Here is a 17789-nt window from a genome sequence, read left to right on the forward strand (position 1 = left end):
CGATCCGGGGAGGCCGCTGCCCCCACCCCCGCGGCCTCCCCGGATCCCGCTCCCACCGACGAGGCGAAGCCAACCCCGGACGCCCCAACCCAGAAGATCGCGCGCCCCCAACCGGCCAAGCGCTGACCCCGCGGGAGTCCTACCTTCACGTCGCGCGTGTCCTACGTTCAGAACGCGCGTGTCCTACGTTCAGGACCCCCGAATTCAACGCTCAGGACGCCGTCACACGCCGGCGCGCCGTCGCCAGTCGAGGACGGCGGCGGCGAACGCGTCCGGCGCTTCGAGCGGGCTCAGGTGACCGACGCCCGGCAGTTCGACGTACTCGCCCTGCCGCAGCGTCGTGGCCAGTTCCCGGGCCAACGCGGGCGGCGTGAGCGAGTCGTGCTCCCCGACCAGCACCAACGCCGGCACGTCGACTCCGGCCAGCACGTCCGTCGAGTCCGGTCGCGCCGCCATCGCCCGCTGCGCCCACACGACCTCCGCCGGGTCCTGGTCGAGGATCAACTCCCGCACCCGCCCGACCACGGCGTCGTCCGCCGCCGGTCCGAGCAGCCCGCCCACGACCGCGTCCGGCACCCAGCCGAGGCCCTCCGCCTCGACGCGCGCGGCCATCGTCAGCCGGTTCGCCCGCGCTTCCTCCGTGTCCGCGCCCGCACGCGTGTCGGCCAGCACGAGCCCCGCCACCCGCGACGCGTCACGCCGCAGCACGGCCATCGCCACGTACCCGCCCATTGAGCACCCGCCGAGCACCGCCCGCTCGATCCCATGCTCGTCGAGCAACCGCAGCACGTCGTCCGCAACTGCCACCAGATCGGGTGAACGATCGCCGCCCCGCTGGTCCGGCGTGATCGGTTTCAGCAGGTCACGGACCCCGTCCCACATCCGTGAGTCGAACGGGAAGGCGTGCAACAGGACGAGCGGAGCGGATTCCATACCCGGAATTGTCGGACCCCCTCGCTAGCTTCGTCGCATGACCTCCACCCCGGAACCGGACGGGATGCGCACCGACCGCCTCCTGCTCAGGCGCGTCGGCCCGGGTGACGTGCGCGCGGCGATCGCGGTGCTGTCCGACCCGGGGGCGAACCGCTATAACCCAGCGGGGCCACCGTCGGCGGAACAGGTGGCGAAGATGCCGACCGAGTGGCAGGCGCACTGGGCGCGTGACGGCATCGGGTACCGGGCCGTGGAGCTGCCGGAGACCGGGGAGGTCATCGGCTTCGGCGGCCTGCGGCACCACGACTTGGACGGCGAGGCGACGTTCAACCTGTTCTACCGCTTCCGCCCCCGGCACTGGGGTCGCGGCTACGCACCGGAGATGGCGCGCGCGGCCGTCGACTGGGCGGGCCGGGCCCGGCCGGACCGTCCGGTCGTGGTCATCACCGACCCCGACAACGCGCCCTCCCAGCGCGTGACGGAGAAGCTGGGCTTCGCGCACGTGGGCGGGAGCAGGACCGTCGAGGGTCCGGTGCCGGTCTGGCGTCAGGAGGCCACGATGGTTGCCTGATACCGCTCGTGGGGGCCGGACCAGGTGCGCGGCAACGGCGTGGGCACCTCGGGCACGGCCGCGGACACGATCGCGTCCAGCACCTCTTCGGTGTGCCCGACCATGAGGTGCTTGGCGCCGGGGAAGTCGATGACGTCCGCGGTCGGGATGTCCGCGCCGAACCGCCGCCTGGCCTCGGCCGGTGGGAGGTAGGTGTCGAACTCGGGCACCAGGCACACCACCGGCTTGCCCGACCGCGCCCACGTCCGCAAGTGCTCGGCCTTGCTCCACCGCAGGGGAGGTGAGATCAACACGGTGCCCTCGACCATCGGCTCGCACCCGTGCATCAGCGCGAGGTCGGTGCCGAAGGACCAGCCGACCAGCCACACCCGGGGCAACCCCCGTTCGGCCGCGAACGCCAGGGCGGCAGCGACATCCAGCCGCTCGCCCACGGCGTGGTCGAACGCGCCCTCGCTGCACCCGGCGGCACTGGCCGTGCCCCGCGTGTTGAACCGCAACACCGCCAGGCCGGCCAACGCGGGCAACCGCCACGCCGCCTTGCGGTAGAGGTGGGAGTCCATCATCCCGCCGTGCGTCGGCAGGGGGTGCAGCAACACCACCGTGGCCACCGGTTGCCGATCGACGGGCAACGCCAACTCCCCGACCAACCCCAACCCATCGACCGTCCGCAACGTCACCGCCTCCCGGCGCGCCGGGAGCACGGTGTTGGCCTTGATCGGAACCTCACCCACGACCCCATCGTCCCACCGCGCCGCCAACGCCTGCGTCACCGGCGGCCTGCACTCGCCGCCAACCACGACACCTCTCACGGCTGGCCGACCACAAGACACCACAGCGGCCGAGCTTGTGGGGCAGTGGCAGCAGCCGCAACGGGGCGGTGCCAGCAGGGGCAGTGGTGGAAGGCGGCCGTCGCGACTGCGTGGTGGCAGCGGTCGCCGGCCGGAGGTGGTCTGTCGGTGTGCTGCCTAGCTAGCCGGGCATCGGCTGCCATCGACGGTTGGCGGGCGGTCGGCGGGCCCTGGGGTTCCCTGCCGGCGATCGGCTGGCCGGATGGTCGGCTGCCCGTCGAACGGGCGGTCCGCTGATCCGCTGGCCGGGCGTTCGACTGCCCGTCGAACGGGCGTCCAGGCGGCCGATTACCGCCTGATCCGCTGGTCGGGAGATCGGCAAGCCAGGCGCTCGGCGGACCGGGCGGTCGGCGGTCGGTGGGCCGGGCGGTCGGCGGTCGGTGGGCCGGGCGGTCGGCGGGTCAGGCGCTCGGCGAACCAGGCGCTCAGCGGACCGAGCGGTCGGCGAACCAGGCGGCCGGCGGGCAGTGCGATCGGCGGGCTAGGCGGCCGGCGAGCCGGGCGGTCGGCGGGCAGTGCGATCGGCGGGCCAGGCGGCCGGCGAACCGGGCGGTCGGCGAACCGGGCGGTCGGCGGGCAGTGCGATCGGCGGACCGGTGGGGAGGGGTTGGCCGAGTCGGCGGGTACGGAGCGTTACCAGCGGCGGGTGGTGGGGCCTCGGCGGGTTCTCGTGGTCCAGCAGCCCTGGTGCCAGTGGCGGCGGTCTTCGACGGAGCCGTAGTCGGCGGCCGGCCAGGCGACGACGTGGGCTGTGCCGGGGCGGATCTCGTGGTCGCAGCCCGGGCAGCGGTAGGTCTTGGTGGTGGCGGTGCCGGAGACGGTGCGCACCAGCCACTCGCCGTCCGGGGCGCTCTCGGCCCGCGCCCAGCCGTGCCCACCGATGGGTGAGGGCTCGGAAGGGCGTTGCGGGCGGTTACGGCGTGGCACGAGGAACGAGGGTATCCGGGCTCGCCCTGGGTGATCGCCTACGGTCCACTGGGTGAGCAAGTGGCAACGGGTCGTATTAACCCTGCTCCTGGTGACCGAAGTGGCCGTGACGCTGCTGCCGGTGGTGCGCGGGCTGCTGTTCGAGCCGTCACCCCCGCACGTGGTCGCCGGTGACGTGGCACGTCCGATCGTGGCCGAGCGGGACGTGCCGGTCGGCCAGCCGCGCGGGCTCAGGCAGGGCGTGCTGCTCGGGTCCACGATGTTGCTGCTGGTCACCGCGCTGTCGGCGTTGGCCCCGGTGTGGTTGCGGCCGAGTTCGCGGACGTGGGTCGTCACGTTCGCGGGCACGCACGTGGCCGCCGCGGGCCTCGGCTGGGTGCACAGCCTGCCGTTGTTGACGTTGCTCGCCGCCGTGTCCGCTGTTGGGGTGCCCTTGCTGGTGCTGGCACCGCCGCGCCGGGGACAATGAGCGACGTGCCAACCTACGAATTCCGCTGCAAGGCGTGCGGCTCGACCTTCGACGTGAAGCGGTCGATGGACGACGCCTCCGCGCCCGCACCGTGCCCGAACGGCCACGACGACACGGTCAAGCTGCTCTCCATGGCCGGGCTGAGCGGCAAAGCCGACGCACCCGCGACCGGCGGTGGCTGCTGCGGCGGCGGTTGCTGCGGCTGACCGCACGCCACGACCGCGGCCTGCGCCGCACCACGCGCGGAGCAGGCCCGGACGTGGCTCAGCTGGTGGGTTCCTTCGCCACCAGCGCCTCGGCGACCTTCTTGCCCTGGTCGCAGATCGCGCCGAAGCGGGCCGTCCCGTCGATCACGATGATGCCGATCCCGCCACCGGCGTAGTCCATCACCAGCACGCACGACGGCTGCACGGACGTGTCCGTGGTGCGGTCGAAGTAGGTCACCTTCCGGTCACCCAGGTCGAACTCGCCGTTGCTCTGCTCCAGCGTGATCGCCCGCCCCGCCCGGAACCGCAGCGTCACGCCCACGTCCAGCGACCCGACCGACGTCTGCCACTTGCACGACTGGTCGAACGTCTTGTCGTAACCGGTCTCCGTCGGCTTGGCGTTCTTGTCCGGCACGTCGTAGGGCAGGTCCTTCCACCCGATCAACGCGCAGATGTCCCCGACGTCACCGGTCGGCTCGGAGCGGTCGTCGGACGGGTCCGCGGACCCCGTCGGCGTGGGCTGGGCCGACGTGAACGGCGGGTCGACGTCGAGCACCTGCTCCGCCACCGGGGTGCCGTTGACCGTGTACGCGCAGGCGCTCGTCAGACCGAACGCCGCCACCAGGAGCGAGATCACCACACGCCGCATGGTGACCACGATGCCAAACGCCGAAACCCGCCACGCCATCAGCCCGGGCAACGCGGGTCTCAGGCCGCGTAGTCGCGGAACCCCTTGCCGGTCTTGCGACCCAACCGCCCGGCCTTCACCAGGTGCTCCAGCAGCGGCGCTGGTGCGAAGCCCGCCTCGCGGAACTCCAGGTAGAGGGTCCGCTCGATGGCCAGCGAGACGTCCAGCCCGACCACGTCCAGCAGCTCGAACGGCCCCATCGGCAACGAGCAGCCGACCTTCATCGCGTTGTCGATGTCGTCGGCGGACGCGTAGTGCGCCTCCAGCATCTTCACCGCGTCGTTGAGGTAGGGGAACAGCAGCGCGTTGACGATGAACCCCGCCCGGTCGCCGCAGTGCACGGGCACCTTGCCCAGGTCCAGGCACACCCGGCGGGCCGTCGCGACGACGTCGGCCGACGTGGAGATGGTCCCCACGACCTCGACCAGCTTCATCACCTGCGCCGGGTTGAAGAAGTGCAGGCCGACGACGTCACCGGGGCGCGCGGTCGCGGCGGCGCACTCGATCACCGGCAGGGACGACGTCGTGGTGGCCAGCACCGCGCCCGGCTTGCACACCTCGTCCAGCGCCTGGAACACCGCCTTCTTGATCGACAGCTCCTCGGCCACGGCCTCGACCACCAGGTCGCAGTCGGCGAGGTCCGCGAAGTCGACCACCGGCGTCACGCGGGCCAACGCGGCGTCACGGTCCTGCTCCGACAGCTTCCCCCGCGAGACCGCCTTCTCCAACGACTTGCGCACCTTGCCGACGGCCGCGTCCGCCTTGTCCCGCGACCGGGCCCGCAGCACCACGTCGTACCCGCGCTTGGCGAACACCTCCACGATGCCCGTGGCCATGGTGCCGGTGCCGATCACGCCGACCCGCTGCACCTCGCGCGCCGACTCACCCTCCTGAGACGCGACCGGCGTGAGGACGTCCGGCACGACGACCGGCGAGTCCGGCCCGTCGTAGGTGTAGAAGCCGCGCCCGCTCTTGCGCCCCAGCAGACCCGCCGTGATCATCTGCTTCAGCAGCGGCGCGGGCGCGTGCAGCCGGTTGCGCGACTGGTGGTACATCGTGTCGAGGATCTCGTACGCGGTGTCCAGGCCGATGAGGTCCAGCACCGCCAGCGGTCCCATGGGGTAGCCGCACCCGTACCGCATGGCCGCGTCGAGGTCTTCCCTTGTCGCGTAACGGGACTCGTACATCCGCACCGCGTGGTTGAGGTACCCGAACAGCAGCGCGTTGGCGATGAACCCGGCCCGGTCGCCGATGACGACCGGCGTCTTGCCGATCCGTTCGGCGAACGCCACCACGTCGGTCACCACGTCCGGCTCGGTGACGACCGTGCGGATCACCTCGACGAGCTTGAGCACCGGCGCGGGGTTGAAGAAGTGCAGCCCGACGACCTTGCCCGGCCGTCCGGTGTGGACACCGATCTCGGTGATCGACAACGACGACGTGTTCGACGCGAACACCGTGTCGGGCCCGCAGATCCGGTCCAGCTCGGCGAACACGGCCGCCTTCAGCTCGATCCGCTCGGGCACCGCCTCGATGACGAGGTCGACACCGGCCAGCGCGTCCAACGACGTGGCGTAGGAGATGCGGGCCAACGTGGCGTCACGTTCGTCCGCCGACAGCTTGCCGCCCGCCACCGCGCGGTCCGTCGAGTGGTCCAGGTGGCCGCGACCGCGGGCCAGGCCCGCCTCGTCCACGTCCACCGCCACCACAGTGGTGCCGGTCCGGGCGAGGACTTCGGCGATACCGGCGCCCATCGTGCCGAGACCGACGACACCGACCGTGTCGAACTGGCGCGTCACTGCTCACCTCCCACTCAACGGAGTGGCTACCGGACGGTAACTTGACCGCGACTATCCCACGGCCGTCACGCGTCGTTCGCGTGAGCTTCACCATCGGTATCGAGCAAGTGATCGGTCCAGGCGCGCCTCACCAGCTCATTCGTCGAACCGCCGCGCGGCCAGCTCCTCCACCCTCCGCACCGCCTCCGCCGCGTCGGCCCCCGACGCCACGACCTCCACGCGCGCACCGCCCGGCGCGCCCAGGCCCATCAACGCCAACACGCTCTTCGCGTCCGCCGACTCGTCGCCGAACCGCACGTGGACCGACGCGTCCAGCCGGTCCAGCGCCCGCGCCACCAACGCGGCGGGCCGGGCGTGCAACCCGACCGAGTTCGTCAACTCCACCTCGGCCCGCACCACGTCCCCGTCCACCACCGACGTCGGCGCGACACCGGACGCGGCCGCCGCCACCTCCGCCAACCCGGCCCCGCCCTGCGCCCGCACCGCGGCCGCCACCGCGCCCTCGACCAACGGCGCGTCCACCACGACGACCGACCCCTCCGCCTCCTCGGCCGCCATGTCGGCCACCATCTTCGCGCTGCCGAGGTCGAACAGGACCACCACACCCGACCCGGAATCGGCCCGCGCGATGGCCTCCCCGACGGCCACGTAGTCCGTGCCCAGTCCCCCCGTTCCGTCACCGCCGGACGGCACGATCCGCACCGAAGGCGCCATCTGCCCGGCCAGCTCGGCGACCCCCTCGGCCAACTTCCGGCTGTGCGACACCACCACGAGACCGATCACCGCGCGCTCGCCGCCAACGTCCGCAGCAGCAACGCCGTCGACCGCGCGCCCGGGTCGAGGTGCCCGGAACTGCGTTCACCCAAGTACGACGCACGCCCCTTGCGCGCCACCATCGGCACGGTCGAGTCGGCACCCATCTCGGCCGCGTCGGCCGCCGCCGTCAACACCTCCGCGACGCCACCACCGCCGGCCGCCACGGACTCCGCGGCCGCCACCGCGGGCGTGAGCGCGTCCACCATCGTCTTGTCCCCCAACGACGCCTTCCCCCGCGCCACCACCCCGTCCAACGCCGCCCGCAACGCCGCCGCCACCGCCGCGCCGTCCAGCGTGGCGACATCACCGACCGATGTCGCCGCGCGCAGGAACGCCGTCCCGTACAACGGTCCCGCCGCGCCGCCCACCGTGGAGATCAACGTCGTGGCCGCCAACCTCAACACCCCACCGGGTGACGACGGCACCTCGTCCAACTTGGACACCAACGCCGTGAAGCCGCGCGCCAGGTTCTCGCCGTGGTCCCCGTCGCCGATCTCGCGGTCGAGCCGGATCAGCTCCTCGCGGTGCTCGACCACGACCGCCGCCACCGCCCGCACCGCCTCCGCGACCGACTCCGCCGTGCAGGCCATCAGACGCCCCACCGCAACGCCGGGGTTTGCACGGGCGCGTCCCACAGCTCGACCATCTCGTCGTCCAGCTTCAACACCGTCAAGCTCATGCCCTGCATCTCCAGACTCGTGATGTACGGCCCGACCAACCGCCGCGCCACGGCGATCCCCCGTTCCGCCAACAGCCGCTCCGCGATCCCGTGCGCCAAGTACAGCTCGATCAACGGCGTCCCGCCCATCGAGTTGGTGAACAACAGCACCCGGTCGCCCTCGCCGAACGGCAAGTCCTCCAGCACGGGGTCGAGCAGGGCGCGCACCATCTCCTCGGCCGTCCCGACCGCCACCCGCCGCCGCCCCGGCTCGCCGTGGATGCCGATCCCCAGCTCCATCTCGTCGTCCGCCAACGTGAACGACGGCTCCCCCGCGTGCGGGACCGTGCAGGGCGTCAACGCCAGGCCCATCGACCGCACGCGTTCGACCACCCGCCGCGCCAACGCCTCGCACCCGTCGAGGTCGACGCCACGTTCCGCCGCCGCCCCGACGATCTTCTCCAGCAGCACCGTCCCGCCGACACCGCGCCGTCCCGCCGTGTACAGCGAGTCCTTCACCGCCACGTCGTCGTCGATCACCACGGTCCGCACGTCCACCCCGTCGGCCGCCGCCAGCTCGGCCGCCGTCTCGAAGTTGAGCACGTCACCGGTGTAGTTCTTCACGATCAGCAACGCCCCCGCCCCGCCATCGGTCCGCGCCACCGCCGCCGCCACCTGATCGGGTGTCGGCGACGTGAACACCGCGCCGGGGCAGGCCGCGTCGAGCATCCCCCGCCCGACGAACCCGCCGTGCAGCGGCTCGTGCCCCGACCCGCCACCCGAGATGACGGCGACCTTGCGCGGCACCGGCGCGTCCGCCCGCACCACCACCGCCGGGTCGTACTGGACGTCCAGCAGGTCGGCGTGCGCGAGCGCCATGCCCCGCAGCGAATCGGCCACGACGGTCGCCGGATCGTTGATGATCTTCTTCACGGGTGACCTCCCGATCGACGCTGATCACCCCATTACTACTCCACCGCGAGCGACCCCGAAAGCGGAAGCTACGGTGAGGACACCCTAAGAACAGCAGGTCAGTGACCTGGAGTAGTGGAGGAACCCCGGAGTGTCGAAGACCAGGACCGCGGCCCTGCTGGCAGCCGCCCTCACCCTCGCCGCGTGCGGCCAGACCGATGCGCCCGCCGACAAGCCCGCGGTGGCCCAGGGCGGCTCGGAGTTCGGCAAGGCGGGCGAGAAGAGCGCCGGCTTCGGCACCGACGCCCAACCGGGCCAGTTCCCCCGCACGATCAAGCACGCCATGGGCGAGACCGTGATCGAGAAGCGCCCGGAACGCGTCGTCGTCCTCGACGGCGGCGAGCTCGACAACGTGGTCGCGCTGGGCATCAAGCCGGTCGGCGTCGCCTACCCCGACGGCGCGCCCACCATGCCCAGCTACATCGGCGACAAGGCGGGCAACCCGGAGAACGTCGGCGGCATCACGAGCCTCAACCTGGAGACCATCGCCAAGCTCCAGCCCGACCTCATCATCGGTTCCCAACTGCGCGCCGAGCAGCAGTACCCGAAGCTGTCGGAAATCGCCCCGACCGTCTTCGCCGCCCGTCCCGGCTACACGTGGAAGGAGAACTTCCGCCTGAACGCCGCCGCCCTGGACCGTTCCGCCGAGGCGGAGAAACTCCTCACCGACTACGAAACCCACGCCAAGCGGGTGGGCGAGACCATCGAGTCCAAGGCGGGCAAGCGCCCGACCATCACCATGCTCCGCTTCATGCCGGGCAAGATCCGCCTCTACGCCCAGAAGAGCTTCATCGGCACGATCCTGATCGACGCCGGCATCCCCCAACCCCCGGCCAGCCAGAAGGACGACCTGGCCGTCGAGGTGAGCACCGAACAGATCGCCCAAGCCGACGCCGACTGGATCCTAATCGGCACCTACGGCGACCAATCCAAGACCGCCCAACAACAAGTCCTGGGCGGCCCCCTGTGGCAAACCCTGTCCGCCGTCCGATCAGGCCACGCCAAGCCCGTCAGCGACGAAACGTGGTTCCTGGGCCTGGGCGTCCTCGCCGCCGAAGAAGTCCTCACCGACCTCGAACAAACCCTCACCAACTGACCAAACCCGACCCACCCCCACCATCCCCAACCCACCCCATCCCCACCACCCACATCGGACCCGCCACCAACCCACTGAGGCCCGAATTGACATGGGTTCGGGTGCTTTAGGCTGGTCGAAGCCGGCAGGCCTGGCGGGACGCTTTTCCCCGCCGGGCCTGCCGGCTTTGGCCTGCCTGGAGTGCCCGTAAGGGCCCCATGTCAAATCGAGCCGGACTGGACCACCGCCCCCGGCCTTGCCCCCTGCCTCACACCCCACCGCACCTGAACGTTGAACTCGGGTGTCCTGAACGTAGGACACACGCGTCCTGAACGTAGGACTCACCCGACCCGAACGTAGGACTCACGCGCTCTGAACGTAGGACACACGCGTTCTGGACGTAGGACACGCGGGTTAGCGGCCGTAGAGGAGGCGGACCATGCGGACCACGTGCCGGATCGTGCGGGAACCCCGTTCGTACGTCATCGGGTTCAGCAGAGCACCGAACCGCTTGCGGGTCACCGCGTGGGCGTAGGCGAACTCCCGCAGCCCGTCCTCCCCGTGGATCCGCCCGAACCCCGAATCCCCGACCCCGCCGAACGGCAACCCGGGCACCGACGCGAACGCCAGCACCGAGTTGACCGACACCATCCCGCACCGCAGCTTGCCGGCGATCTCCTCACCCCGGTTGCGCGAGAACACCGTCGCACCGAGCCCGTACGCCGACGAGTTCGCCCGCCGCACGGCCTCGTCCGCGTCCGCCACCCGCGTCACGACCAACGTGGGCCCGAACGTCTCCTCGGTCACCGCGATCGAGTCGTCGGGCACGTCGACCAGCACCACGGGCTCCACGTACGGCGGCCGGATCGACTCCAGCCCGCCGACCACCGCCCGCCCGCCGCGCTCCAACGCGTCGGCCACGTGCGACTGGATGACGTCCACCTGCTGGGGCATGGTGATCGGACCGAAGTGCGCGTCGGCCTCACCACCGGGCCGCAGCTTCCCGGCCTTCTCCACCACCAGCGCGACGAACTCGTCGTACACCGCGTCCGCCACGTACACCCGCTCCACCCCGGCGCACGTCTGCCCGGAGTTGAAGATCCCGCCCCACACCGCGCCGTCCGCCGCCGCCCGGACGTCGGCGTCCTCGGCCACGATCAGCGGGTCCTTGCCGCCGCACTCCACCAGCACCGGCGTCAACGACGCGGCGCACGCCGCCATCACCTTCTTGCCGGTCGCCGTCGACCCGGTGAACGCCACCTTGTCCACCCCGGCCGCGCACAACGCCGCCCCGGTCTCGCCGAACCCGGTCACCACCTGCAGCACCGGGTACTCCGGCACCACGTCGGCGAACGTGGAAGCCAGGAACACGCCGACCCCGGGTGTGAACTCCGACGGCTTGAACACGACCGCGTTCCCCGCCGCCAACGCGTACGCGATGGAACCCATGGGCGTGAACGCCGGGTAGTTCCACGGCCCGATCACGCCGACCACGCCCAACGGCCGGTACTCCAGGGTCGCCGCGTGGTTGTACATCAACATCCCCGGCGCGACCTTGCGCTTGCCCAGCACCTTCGCCGCGTGCCTGGCCGCCCAGTGCAGGTGGTCGATGACCAGGGCCACCTCGGTGCGCGCGTCGTCGGCCGACTTGCCGGTCTCCGCGCTGATCAGCACGTGGAACTCGTCCAGCCGCTTGACCAGCGCCTTGCGCCACGCGTCCAGCCGCGCCCGCCTGCCGTCGAACCCGAGGTCGTCCCAGAAGGCGGCGGCGTCGCGCGCCACGCGCACGGCCTCGCGCACGTCCTCCTCCGAGGCGACGACGTGGTGGGCGACGACTTCACCCGTGCGGGGATCGAGCGACGCGAACCGCCGCTGCCCGTCGTCGGCCCGCGCCGGAGTGGTGGGAGCGGTCTGCGTCATCGGGCCCTCCAAGCACAAGCACGAACGCGGGTGTTACTCGACAGTAACGGGTAACGGGGGGTGATGTCAGCCCCCGTTCAGCCCTTCGGGATCTTGCCGATGACCGCCTTGGCGAACGCCACGGCCGTCGCGCAGCGGTCGAACTCGGTCGCCTTCGGCCCGGCCGACTTGACCTCGCCGATCTCGCCGTCGTTGTCGGAGCCCGCCAACTGCACCCACTTGACCTCGCACGACGGGAACGCCGTGCTGCTGGACACCTGGTAGCCGGTCACGCCGCCACCCAGGTCGACCTCGGTCTGCTTGGCGTCGAACTCGCGGTCGTCGGGGATGAACGTCTCGCGGAACGCCAACGACACCTCGCGGTCCTTGCCGACCCAGGCGCAGTTGTGCAGCCCGTACGGGTACAGACGGTAATCGGCGCCCGCCGCCGCCTCGACCGCCGCCTTGTCCGGCAGCACGCACGGGTCCAGCGTGATCAGCGAGCCCTTGGCGGGCGTCCGGGTCGCCGCGCGGGCCTTGATCTGCTCGACCACCGACACGGCCATCTCACGGCCGGGCGCGCACGCGTCACCGTCCTCGTACCCGATCTGCACCGTGATGCCGAGGCCGGGCTGCTCCTGCGTGATGACGGACACGAAGCACGCGCTGTTGTCCAGCACCTGCTCGTAGCTGCGCAGGCCGGCGAGCTGCTTGTCGGCGTTCTTCAGCTCGGTGGTCATGGTCTGGCCGACCTCGACGGTCACGGCCAGGTCCTTCCCGCCCTTGTCCTTCATGAAGTTCGAGCACCGGCTGAACCCGCTGCGCGAGCGGTCGCCGGGCGTGCCGAACCGCTTGAGCACGTCCTCGTCCAGCAGCTCGCACGGGTCGGTCAGCCGCAGCTTGTCCGGGGCGAACGCCGGGTCGACCGGCTTGCCGTCGGTGGCCGGTGGCGACTTCTGGCTCGACCCGGTCGGGTCGGAGGCGTTCTCGGCGTCGGCCGGGATGGTGGTGCGCGGGAACCTCTGCTTGGCCAGATCCGCCCCGGCACAGCCGGCCAGCAGCAGGATCGAGCTCAACACGGCGACGAGACGGTGCACGTGGTGCACGGTAGCGACCGAGTGGTCCATTCGTGGCACGAACCCTGTGTCCGTCCTCACGACGGCGTTCGGGAACGATTCAGAAGATCGACGCGCTGAACCAGGTGTCCCCCCGCCGAACCCGACGAAAGGACATCGAATGCGCAACCGCATCCGACGCGCCGTCCGCTGGATCGACAGCTGGACGGTCGAGGCGTTCAACCCGGTCTACCCGCGGCGCTGACCGCGGGTAGCCCCGACCTCAGCCACGCGTGCCCGACGACTCCCCGACCGGGGTGTCGGGCACGATGACCGGCCGCAGGAGCGCCCAGGCGGCGAACACCGCCGACAGCGCGATCATGCCGACGCCGGACCACAGGTTGATGTTGAGCCCATCCGCTTTGGCCAGGTCGGCCTCGTCGGTGAAGCCGAGTCCGACCACCAACAGCACCACGCCGTAGATGGCGAACAGCACCGCGATCACCAGTCGCAGGTCGAACAGACCGGCCTTGCGCGCCACGACGACCTCCCTCAGCCGAAGATGATGTTGAGCACGGCGGTGAGCACGAGCACGCCGATGCCGAGCAGCAGCGGCGAGCGGTACCACCCGGCGTCGTCACCCGTGGTGGAGTGCATGCGGTCCTCCTTGGGCGTCAGGCTGTACACCAGCCCGACCAGCCGCTCCTCGGGCACCGGCCGGGTGAACACCGTCACCACCACGCTCACCACGATGTCCACCGCGAACGCCACGCCCGCGCCGACGAAGCTCGCGCCCTGCCCCGGCAGGTCCAGCGCCCCGGTCTCGGCCAGCACGAACACCGCCACCGCGCCGAGCGTGCCCGCGACCAGGCCCGCCCAGCCCGCCGCCGCCGACATCCGCTTCCAGAACATGGCCAGGATGAACGTGGCGAACAGCGGCGCGTTGAAGAACGAGAACAGCGCCTGGATGTAGTCCATGATGTTGCCGTAGCCGGCCGCCAGGAACGCGGTCCCGATGGCGATCAGCGTGCCGCCGATGGTGGCCAGCCGACCGACCCGGAGGTAGTACTCGTCCGGGCGGTCCTTGCGCACGTAGTCCTGCCACAGGTCGTACGTGAACACCGTGTTGAACGACGACACGTTCGCCGCCACGCCCGCCATGAACGACGCCAGCAGGCCCGTGATCGCGATGCCCAGCATGCCGTTGGGCAGCAGCTCGCCGATCAACGCGGGCAGCGCGTTGTTGTAGACCACGCCGGCGCTGTCGTCACCGGCCTTGAGCGCGACCATCTCCGGCACGACCAGCGCGGCGATGATGCCGGGGATGATGATCACGAACGGGATCAGCATCTTCGGGTACGCGCCGATGATCGGCGTGCGCCGGGCGGCCGACATGCTCTTGGCCGACAAGGCGCGCTGCACCTCGGCGAAGTTCGTGGTCCAGTACCCGAACGACAGCACGAACCCGAGCCCGAACACGATGCCGATCACGCTGAGCACCGGGTTCTGGATGCCGGTCAGCTCCGTGGCGGGCCACGCCGAGAGCTGCTCCGCGCCGCCGGGGCCGCCGGTGACCTTGTCGACCAGGCCCTGCCACCCGCCGACCTTGTGCAGGCCCACGATCGTGAGCGGCAGCAGCGCGGCCACGATCACGAAGAACTGCAGCACCTCGTTGTAGATGGCCGCGGACAGGCCGCCCAGGGCGGTGTAGGTCAGCACGATCGCCGCCGCGATCACCACCGACAGCGGGATCGGCCAGCCGAGCATGAGGTTGAGCAGGAACGCCAGGGCGTACAGGTTCACGCCCGCGATCAGCACCTGGGCGACGGCGAAGCTGATCGCGTTGACCAGGTGCGCGCCCTTGCCGAAGCGCCGGCGCAGGAACTCGGGGACGCTGCGGACCTTCGAACCGTAGTAGAACGGCATCATCACCAGGCCGAGGAACACCATGGCCGGGATCGCGCCGATCCAGTAGTAGTGCACCGTCGCCATGCCGTACTGCGCGCCGTTGGCGGCCATGCCGAGCAGCTCGATCGCGCCGAGGTTGGCGGAGATGAACGCCAGGCCGGTCACCCAGGCGGGCAGCGAGCGGCCGGAGAGCAGGAAGTCCAGGCTGGAGGAGACCGATCGGCGGGCCAGGAAGCCGATGCCGAGGACGAACAAGAAGTAGACCGCCAGCAGGGTGTAGTCCAACGGACCGGCATCCAGCCTGAGATCCACCTGGGCCAGTACGGGCACGTCCGCCCACCTCCCTGATCGAACAACCCCGAACACCACCGCGCACTACCGCACAGCCGATCAAGCCGACGGTAGTGCACCTCGGCGCGCTCCGCCGGTTTGAACTACCCCGGCCTAAACCTCTGGTGAGGGCGTCAGCGGGTGAGGACGAACGGGGTCTCGGCCGACACGGGGCCGGAGGTCGCGCCGATGGTGAACTGGGTGCCGGGCGCGGAGTCGGCGAAGGACCCGGGCACCCGCACGGGGACCGCGGCGAACCGCCCGACCGCGTCCGCGGTGGTGTCGCCGACCGGCCGGCCGTGGAAGGTGAACACCACCCGACCGTGTGCCGGATACCCCTCGCCGCTGAGCCGGACCTCGCCACCGGCCGGGCCGGCCACGGGCTGCGTCACGAGGTGCGCGGCGGAGGGTGCGACGGTCGAGCTCAACGCCGCGACGACGGCCGGCGGCGTCACGGGCGACCGCTCCGCGCACCCGGCCACCGCCAAGAGGGCCGAGAGGGGAACCGCCCAGGCCAGGACGGGCCGACCGGATCTTCGTCTTCGACGTCTTCGCACCACGCGCCTCCAGGCCCGTTGACGGGGGAAGTCAGCGTATATCGCGGAATCCGGCCTGCCACGCGCCCGAACGGCTTACCGCCGACCCGGGAATTGCGGAGACGACGACCGCCCACCGACCCCGACACCCGCGGCGGAACAGCCGCCCTGCCGAACCCGACCATCCCACCGAGCGCGGCCGCCCCGCCGGCCCGCGGGCAGCGGACCGGCGGGGTGATCGCCTAGAACGGCCAGCCGGCGTCCCGACCGCTCTCCAGCAGCGGGATCATCCGGAACGCCTGGTCGGTCAGCCCTCCGAACGCGTGCCGCCCCCGGCCGCCGCTCGGCGCGTGACCGTGCCGGTACCCGGCGAGGTTCCACGTGTACAGCGGCACGTCGTCGGGCACCGCGCGGTGCACGTCGCCGTCACCCGCCTGCTCGTCGGTGACGATGACCACGCGGTCGTGGCGCTTGAAGTGCGACCGCACCGCACCGGCCGTGGCGGTGCCGCTGCCCAGGAAGTAGCCGTCGGACTTCCAGCGCTCCACCGCCTTCAGCAGCGACTCGCCCCGGCGCAGCCGGAACGGGCGCGTGCCGTCCGAAAAGGACACCACGTCGGCCCGCTCGCACCGGGAGCCCAGCGCGATCCCGAACACCGCCGCCGCGTCCCACCGCATGAGCGTGCCGTCCTTGGTGAACGGCGCGTTCATCGAGTACGACGTGTCGACCAGGACCAGCGTGCGCCCCGCCAGCTCGGGCACGTTGCCCAGCGAGTGCGTGACCGCCTGCTCCAGCGCCCACGCCCAGCGCAACGACGGCGCGGCCCGGTACGCCGACAGGAACCGCATGGGCAACTGCCGCGACCGCGCCACCTGCCCGGCGTCGGCCAACCGCTCCGCGACCTCCGCCGCGACCGCGTCCGACACACCCGCCAGGTCGAAGTTCCGCAGGTTGCGCAACAGCGCCATGTAGCCCATGGACGGGATCAGCGCCTCCCACACCTGGGCCGTCATCGGTCCCTGCAACCAGCCCGCGACCGACTCCCACGTCATGCCCGCCGCACGCAGCGTCGTCGCGACCGTGTCGCGGTCCGCGGCGAACAGCGCGCGCCGCCGTTCCACCGGCCACGCCATCAGCTCGGCACGCGCGCGCAGCACGCCCAAGGACGCCGCCACGTCGTCGGCACGGCCGAAGCGGCGGTCGAGGGCGTGGGCGAACAGGTCGCCCTGCCACGGCGCGCGCGGGGACGGGTGGGTCAGGTTCAGCACGTCGCCGAACCGGTAGCCGCGCGCCTCGGAGTCCCACTTCACCAGGGCGCGCTCGTCGTACAGCCGCCGCACCGCGTCACCGATGCCGCGCTTGACCGGCTTGGGCAGCGCGCGGCCGTGCCGGGAGGTCCAGTAGGCCAGCAGCTCGCCCGGCTCGTCGGCGCGGTGCAGCACCGAGTCCACGACCTGGCGGGACAGGCCCGGCGCGCCCGCGTCGAGCCGTGCCTTGACGAAGTGCGCCGCGCCCACGAGGGCCGCCGTGCGCATGTTCGCCTCGCCGCGCAGCCACGCCAGGAACCGGGCCGTCCACTCGGGGTCGGCGGCGGTGGTGGCGCGCACCAGCGCGGCGTAGCGGTCGTCCCGCTCGCCGGCGGACTCGTAGAACGTCCGCTCGCCCACCATGTTGGCGACCGCGAGCAGGAACAGCTCCGACTTGGCGTCCCGCGCATACCCCGGCGCGCCCTCGTGCGTGCGCCCGCTCGCCACCGCCTCGGACCGGACCGGGCTGGACACGGCCGCGCGCACGCGACCGAAGTTGAACTTGCTCATTTCCCGCCCCTCACTCGCCGAGGGGAGCGACCACCAACCCCACACGTGCCCGAGATCGAATTCGGCGAAGGCACACAGCTGCTCTGCCAGTTGAGCTACACCGGTCGAACCGGTGGCGGGACTCGAACCCGCAACCCGCCCATTACCAGTGGAAGTAGCCCTCGCCTGCGCACCGGGCACGTGTGGAGTCGTGCGCTCCCGAGGTCACACCGTCCCGCGGTGAACTTTGTCGAGAAGTAACCGCCGAACTCGCACCGGGTGCGCGGCCCACAGTAATCCGCG

At 71.4% G+C, this 17789-nt stretch carries 18 protein-coding genes and 1 tRNA gene; 4 read left to right on the plus strand and 15 right to left on the minus strand.

Annotated elements, in window-relative coordinates:
- Window positions 1–222: 222 nt before the first annotated feature.
- Window positions 223–933 carry an alpha/beta fold hydrolase gene (locus LZG04_RS24150; RefSeq protein ID WP_233820434.1) on the minus strand — a complete coding sequence of 237 codons (711 nt, stop codon included), beginning with the start codon at window positions 931–933 and terminating at the stop codon, window positions 223–225.
- A gap of 37 nt (window positions 934–970) precedes the next feature.
- On the opposite strand from LZG04_RS24150, the gene LZG04_RS24155 reads away from it, so the two are divergent.
- Window positions 971–1504, plus strand: a complete 534-nt coding sequence (locus LZG04_RS24155; RefSeq protein ID WP_233820435.1) for a GNAT family N-acetyltransferase — start codon at window positions 971–973, stop codon at window positions 1502–1504.
- Here the strand turns inward: LZG04_RS24155 and LZG04_RS24160 are convergent.
- Window positions 1480–2235, minus strand: a complete 756-nt coding sequence (locus LZG04_RS24160) for an alpha/beta hydrolase (RefSeq protein WP_233820436.1) — start codon at window positions 2233–2235, stop codon at window positions 1480–1482. The genes LZG04_RS24155 and LZG04_RS24160 overlap by 25 nt on opposite strands.
- Before the next feature lie 750 nt (window positions 2236–2985).
- Window positions 2986–3279, minus strand: coding sequence for a hypothetical protein (locus tag LZG04_RS24165; protein WP_233820437.1), 294 nt, complete (start codon window positions 3277–3279; stop codon window positions 2986–2988).
- Between the two features lie 52 nt (window positions 3280–3331).
- Here LZG04_RS24165 and LZG04_RS24170 point away from each other — a divergent pair, with 52 nt between their 5' ends.
- Together LZG04_RS24170 and LZG04_RS24175 are read left to right on the plus strand one after the other, a co-directional pair.
- Window positions 3332–3748: a hypothetical protein gene (locus LZG04_RS24170; protein ID WP_233820439.1), complete on the plus strand. Its 417-nt coding sequence runs from the start codon at window positions 3332–3334 to the stop codon at window positions 3746–3748.
- Between the two features lie 5 nt (window positions 3749–3753).
- Window positions 3754–3954 (plus strand): zinc ribbon domain-containing protein, encoded by a 201-nt coding sequence (locus LZG04_RS24175; protein WP_233820441.1) that lies wholly within the window; start codon window positions 3754–3756, stop codon window positions 3952–3954.
- 58 nt (window positions 3955–4012) lie between these two features.
- On the opposite strand, the gene LZG04_RS24180 is transcribed toward LZG04_RS24175, so the two are convergent.
- The 5 genes from LZG04_RS24180 to dhaK all read right to left on the minus strand — a co-directional run bounded on the left by LZG04_RS24180 (window position 4013) and on the right by dhaK (window position 8848).
- Window positions 4013–4603, minus strand: coding sequence for a DUF3558 family protein (locus LZG04_RS24180; protein WP_233820443.1), 591 nt, complete (start codon window positions 4601–4603; stop codon window positions 4013–4015).
- A gap of 59 nt (window positions 4604–4662) precedes the next feature.
- Window positions 4663–6441, minus strand: a complete 1779-nt coding sequence (locus LZG04_RS24185) for a 3-hydroxyacyl-CoA dehydrogenase family protein (RefSeq protein WP_233820445.1) — start codon at window positions 6439–6441, stop codon at window positions 4663–4665.
- 135 nt (window positions 6442–6576) lie between these two features.
- Complete coding sequence (dhaM, locus tag LZG04_RS24190; RefSeq protein WP_233820447.1) at window positions 6577–7224, minus strand: dihydroxyacetone kinase phosphoryl donor subunit DhaM; 648 nt, start codon at window positions 7222–7224, stop codon at window positions 6577–6579.
- The gene (gene dhaL / locus LZG04_RS24195; protein WP_233820449.1) at window positions 7221–7847 is read right to left on the minus strand and encodes a dihydroxyacetone kinase subunit DhaL; all 627 of its coding nucleotides are present in this window, start codon (window positions 7845–7847) and stop codon (window positions 7221–7223) included. The genes dhaM and dhaL overlap by 4 nt, the downstream gene beginning before the upstream one ends.
- Window positions 7847–8848 (minus strand): dihydroxyacetone kinase subunit DhaK, encoded by a 1002-nt coding sequence (gene dhaK, locus LZG04_RS24200; protein ID WP_233820450.1) that lies wholly within the window; start codon window positions 8846–8848, stop codon window positions 7847–7849. The genes dhaL and dhaK overlap by 1 nt, the downstream gene beginning before the upstream one ends.
- A gap of 130 nt (window positions 8849–8978) precedes the next feature.
- Between dhaK and LZG04_RS24205 the strand changes: the two genes are divergently transcribed.
- Complete coding sequence (locus LZG04_RS24205; protein ID WP_233820452.1) at window positions 8979–9983, plus strand: ABC transporter substrate-binding protein; 1005 nt, start codon at window positions 8979–8981, stop codon at window positions 9981–9983.
- A 393-nt stretch (window positions 9984–10376) separates the two neighbouring features.
- On the opposite strand, the gene LZG04_RS24210 is transcribed toward LZG04_RS24205, so the two are convergent.
- The 7 genes from LZG04_RS24210 to LZG04_RS24240 form a co-directional block, all read right to left on the minus strand.
- Window positions 10377–11882 (minus strand): aldehyde dehydrogenase family protein, encoded by a 1506-nt coding sequence (locus LZG04_RS24210; protein WP_233820454.1) that lies wholly within the window; start codon window positions 11880–11882, stop codon window positions 10377–10379.
- A gap of 77 nt (window positions 11883–11959) precedes the next feature.
- The gene (locus LZG04_RS24215) at window positions 11960–12958 is read right to left on the minus strand and encodes a DUF3558 domain-containing protein (protein ID WP_233820455.1); all 999 of its coding nucleotides are present in this window, start codon (window positions 12956–12958) and stop codon (window positions 11960–11962) included.
- Between the two features lie 241 nt (window positions 12959–13199).
- Window positions 13200–13457 carry a hypothetical protein gene (locus LZG04_RS24220; RefSeq protein ID WP_233820457.1) on the minus strand — a complete coding sequence of 86 codons (258 nt, stop codon included), beginning with the start codon at window positions 13455–13457 and terminating at the stop codon, window positions 13200–13202.
- Between the two features lie 11 nt (window positions 13458–13468).
- Window positions 13469–15154 (minus strand): sodium:solute symporter family protein, encoded by a 1686-nt coding sequence (locus LZG04_RS24225; protein WP_233820459.1) that lies wholly within the window; start codon window positions 15152–15154, stop codon window positions 13469–13471.
- A gap of 134 nt (window positions 15155–15288) precedes the next feature.
- Window positions 15289–15609, minus strand: a complete 321-nt coding sequence (locus LZG04_RS24230; RefSeq protein WP_233820461.1) for a hypothetical protein — start codon at window positions 15607–15609, stop codon at window positions 15289–15291.
- 323 nt (window positions 15610–15932) lie between these two features.
- Window positions 15933–17507, minus strand: a complete 1575-nt coding sequence (locus tag LZG04_RS24235; protein ID WP_233820463.1) for a TROVE domain-containing protein — start codon at window positions 17505–17507, stop codon at window positions 15933–15935.
- A 107-nt stretch (window positions 17508–17614) separates the two neighbouring features.
- A tRNA-OTHER gene (locus tag LZG04_RS24240) sits at window positions 17615–17684 on the minus strand.
- Window positions 17685–17789 lie beyond the last annotated feature (105 nt).

It is taken from the genome of Saccharothrix sp. S26 (genome assembly GCF_021390395.1).
Classification (GTDB): Bacteria; Actinomycetota; Actinomycetes; order Mycobacteriales; family Pseudonocardiaceae; genus Actinosynnema.

Excerpts from the sequence above, each read along its gene's own strand:
- LZG04_RS24150 (WP_233820434.1), bottom strand. The coding sequence starts at position 933 with ATGGAATCCGCTCCGCTCGTCCTGTTGCACGCCTTCCCGTTCGACTCA.
- LZG04_RS24155 (WP_233820435.1), top strand. The coding sequence starts at position 971 with ATGACCTCCACCCCGGAACCGGACGGGATGCGCACCGACCGCCTCCTG.
- LZG04_RS24180 (WP_233820443.1), bottom strand. The coding sequence starts at position 4,603 with ATGCGGCGTGTGGTGATCTCGCTCCTGGTGGCGGCGTTCGGTCTGACG.
- dhaL (WP_233820449.1), bottom strand. The coding sequence starts at position 7,847 with ATGGCCTGCACGGCGGAGTCGGTCGCGGAGGCGGTGCGGGCGGTGGCG.
- LZG04_RS24210 (WP_233820454.1), bottom strand. The coding sequence starts at position 11,882 with ATGACGCAGACCGCTCCCACCACTCCGGCGCGGGCCGACGACGGGCAG.
- LZG04_RS24235 (WP_233820463.1), bottom strand. The coding sequence starts at position 17,507 with ATGAGCAAGTTCAACTTCGGTCGCGTGCGCGCGGCCGTGTCCAGCCCG.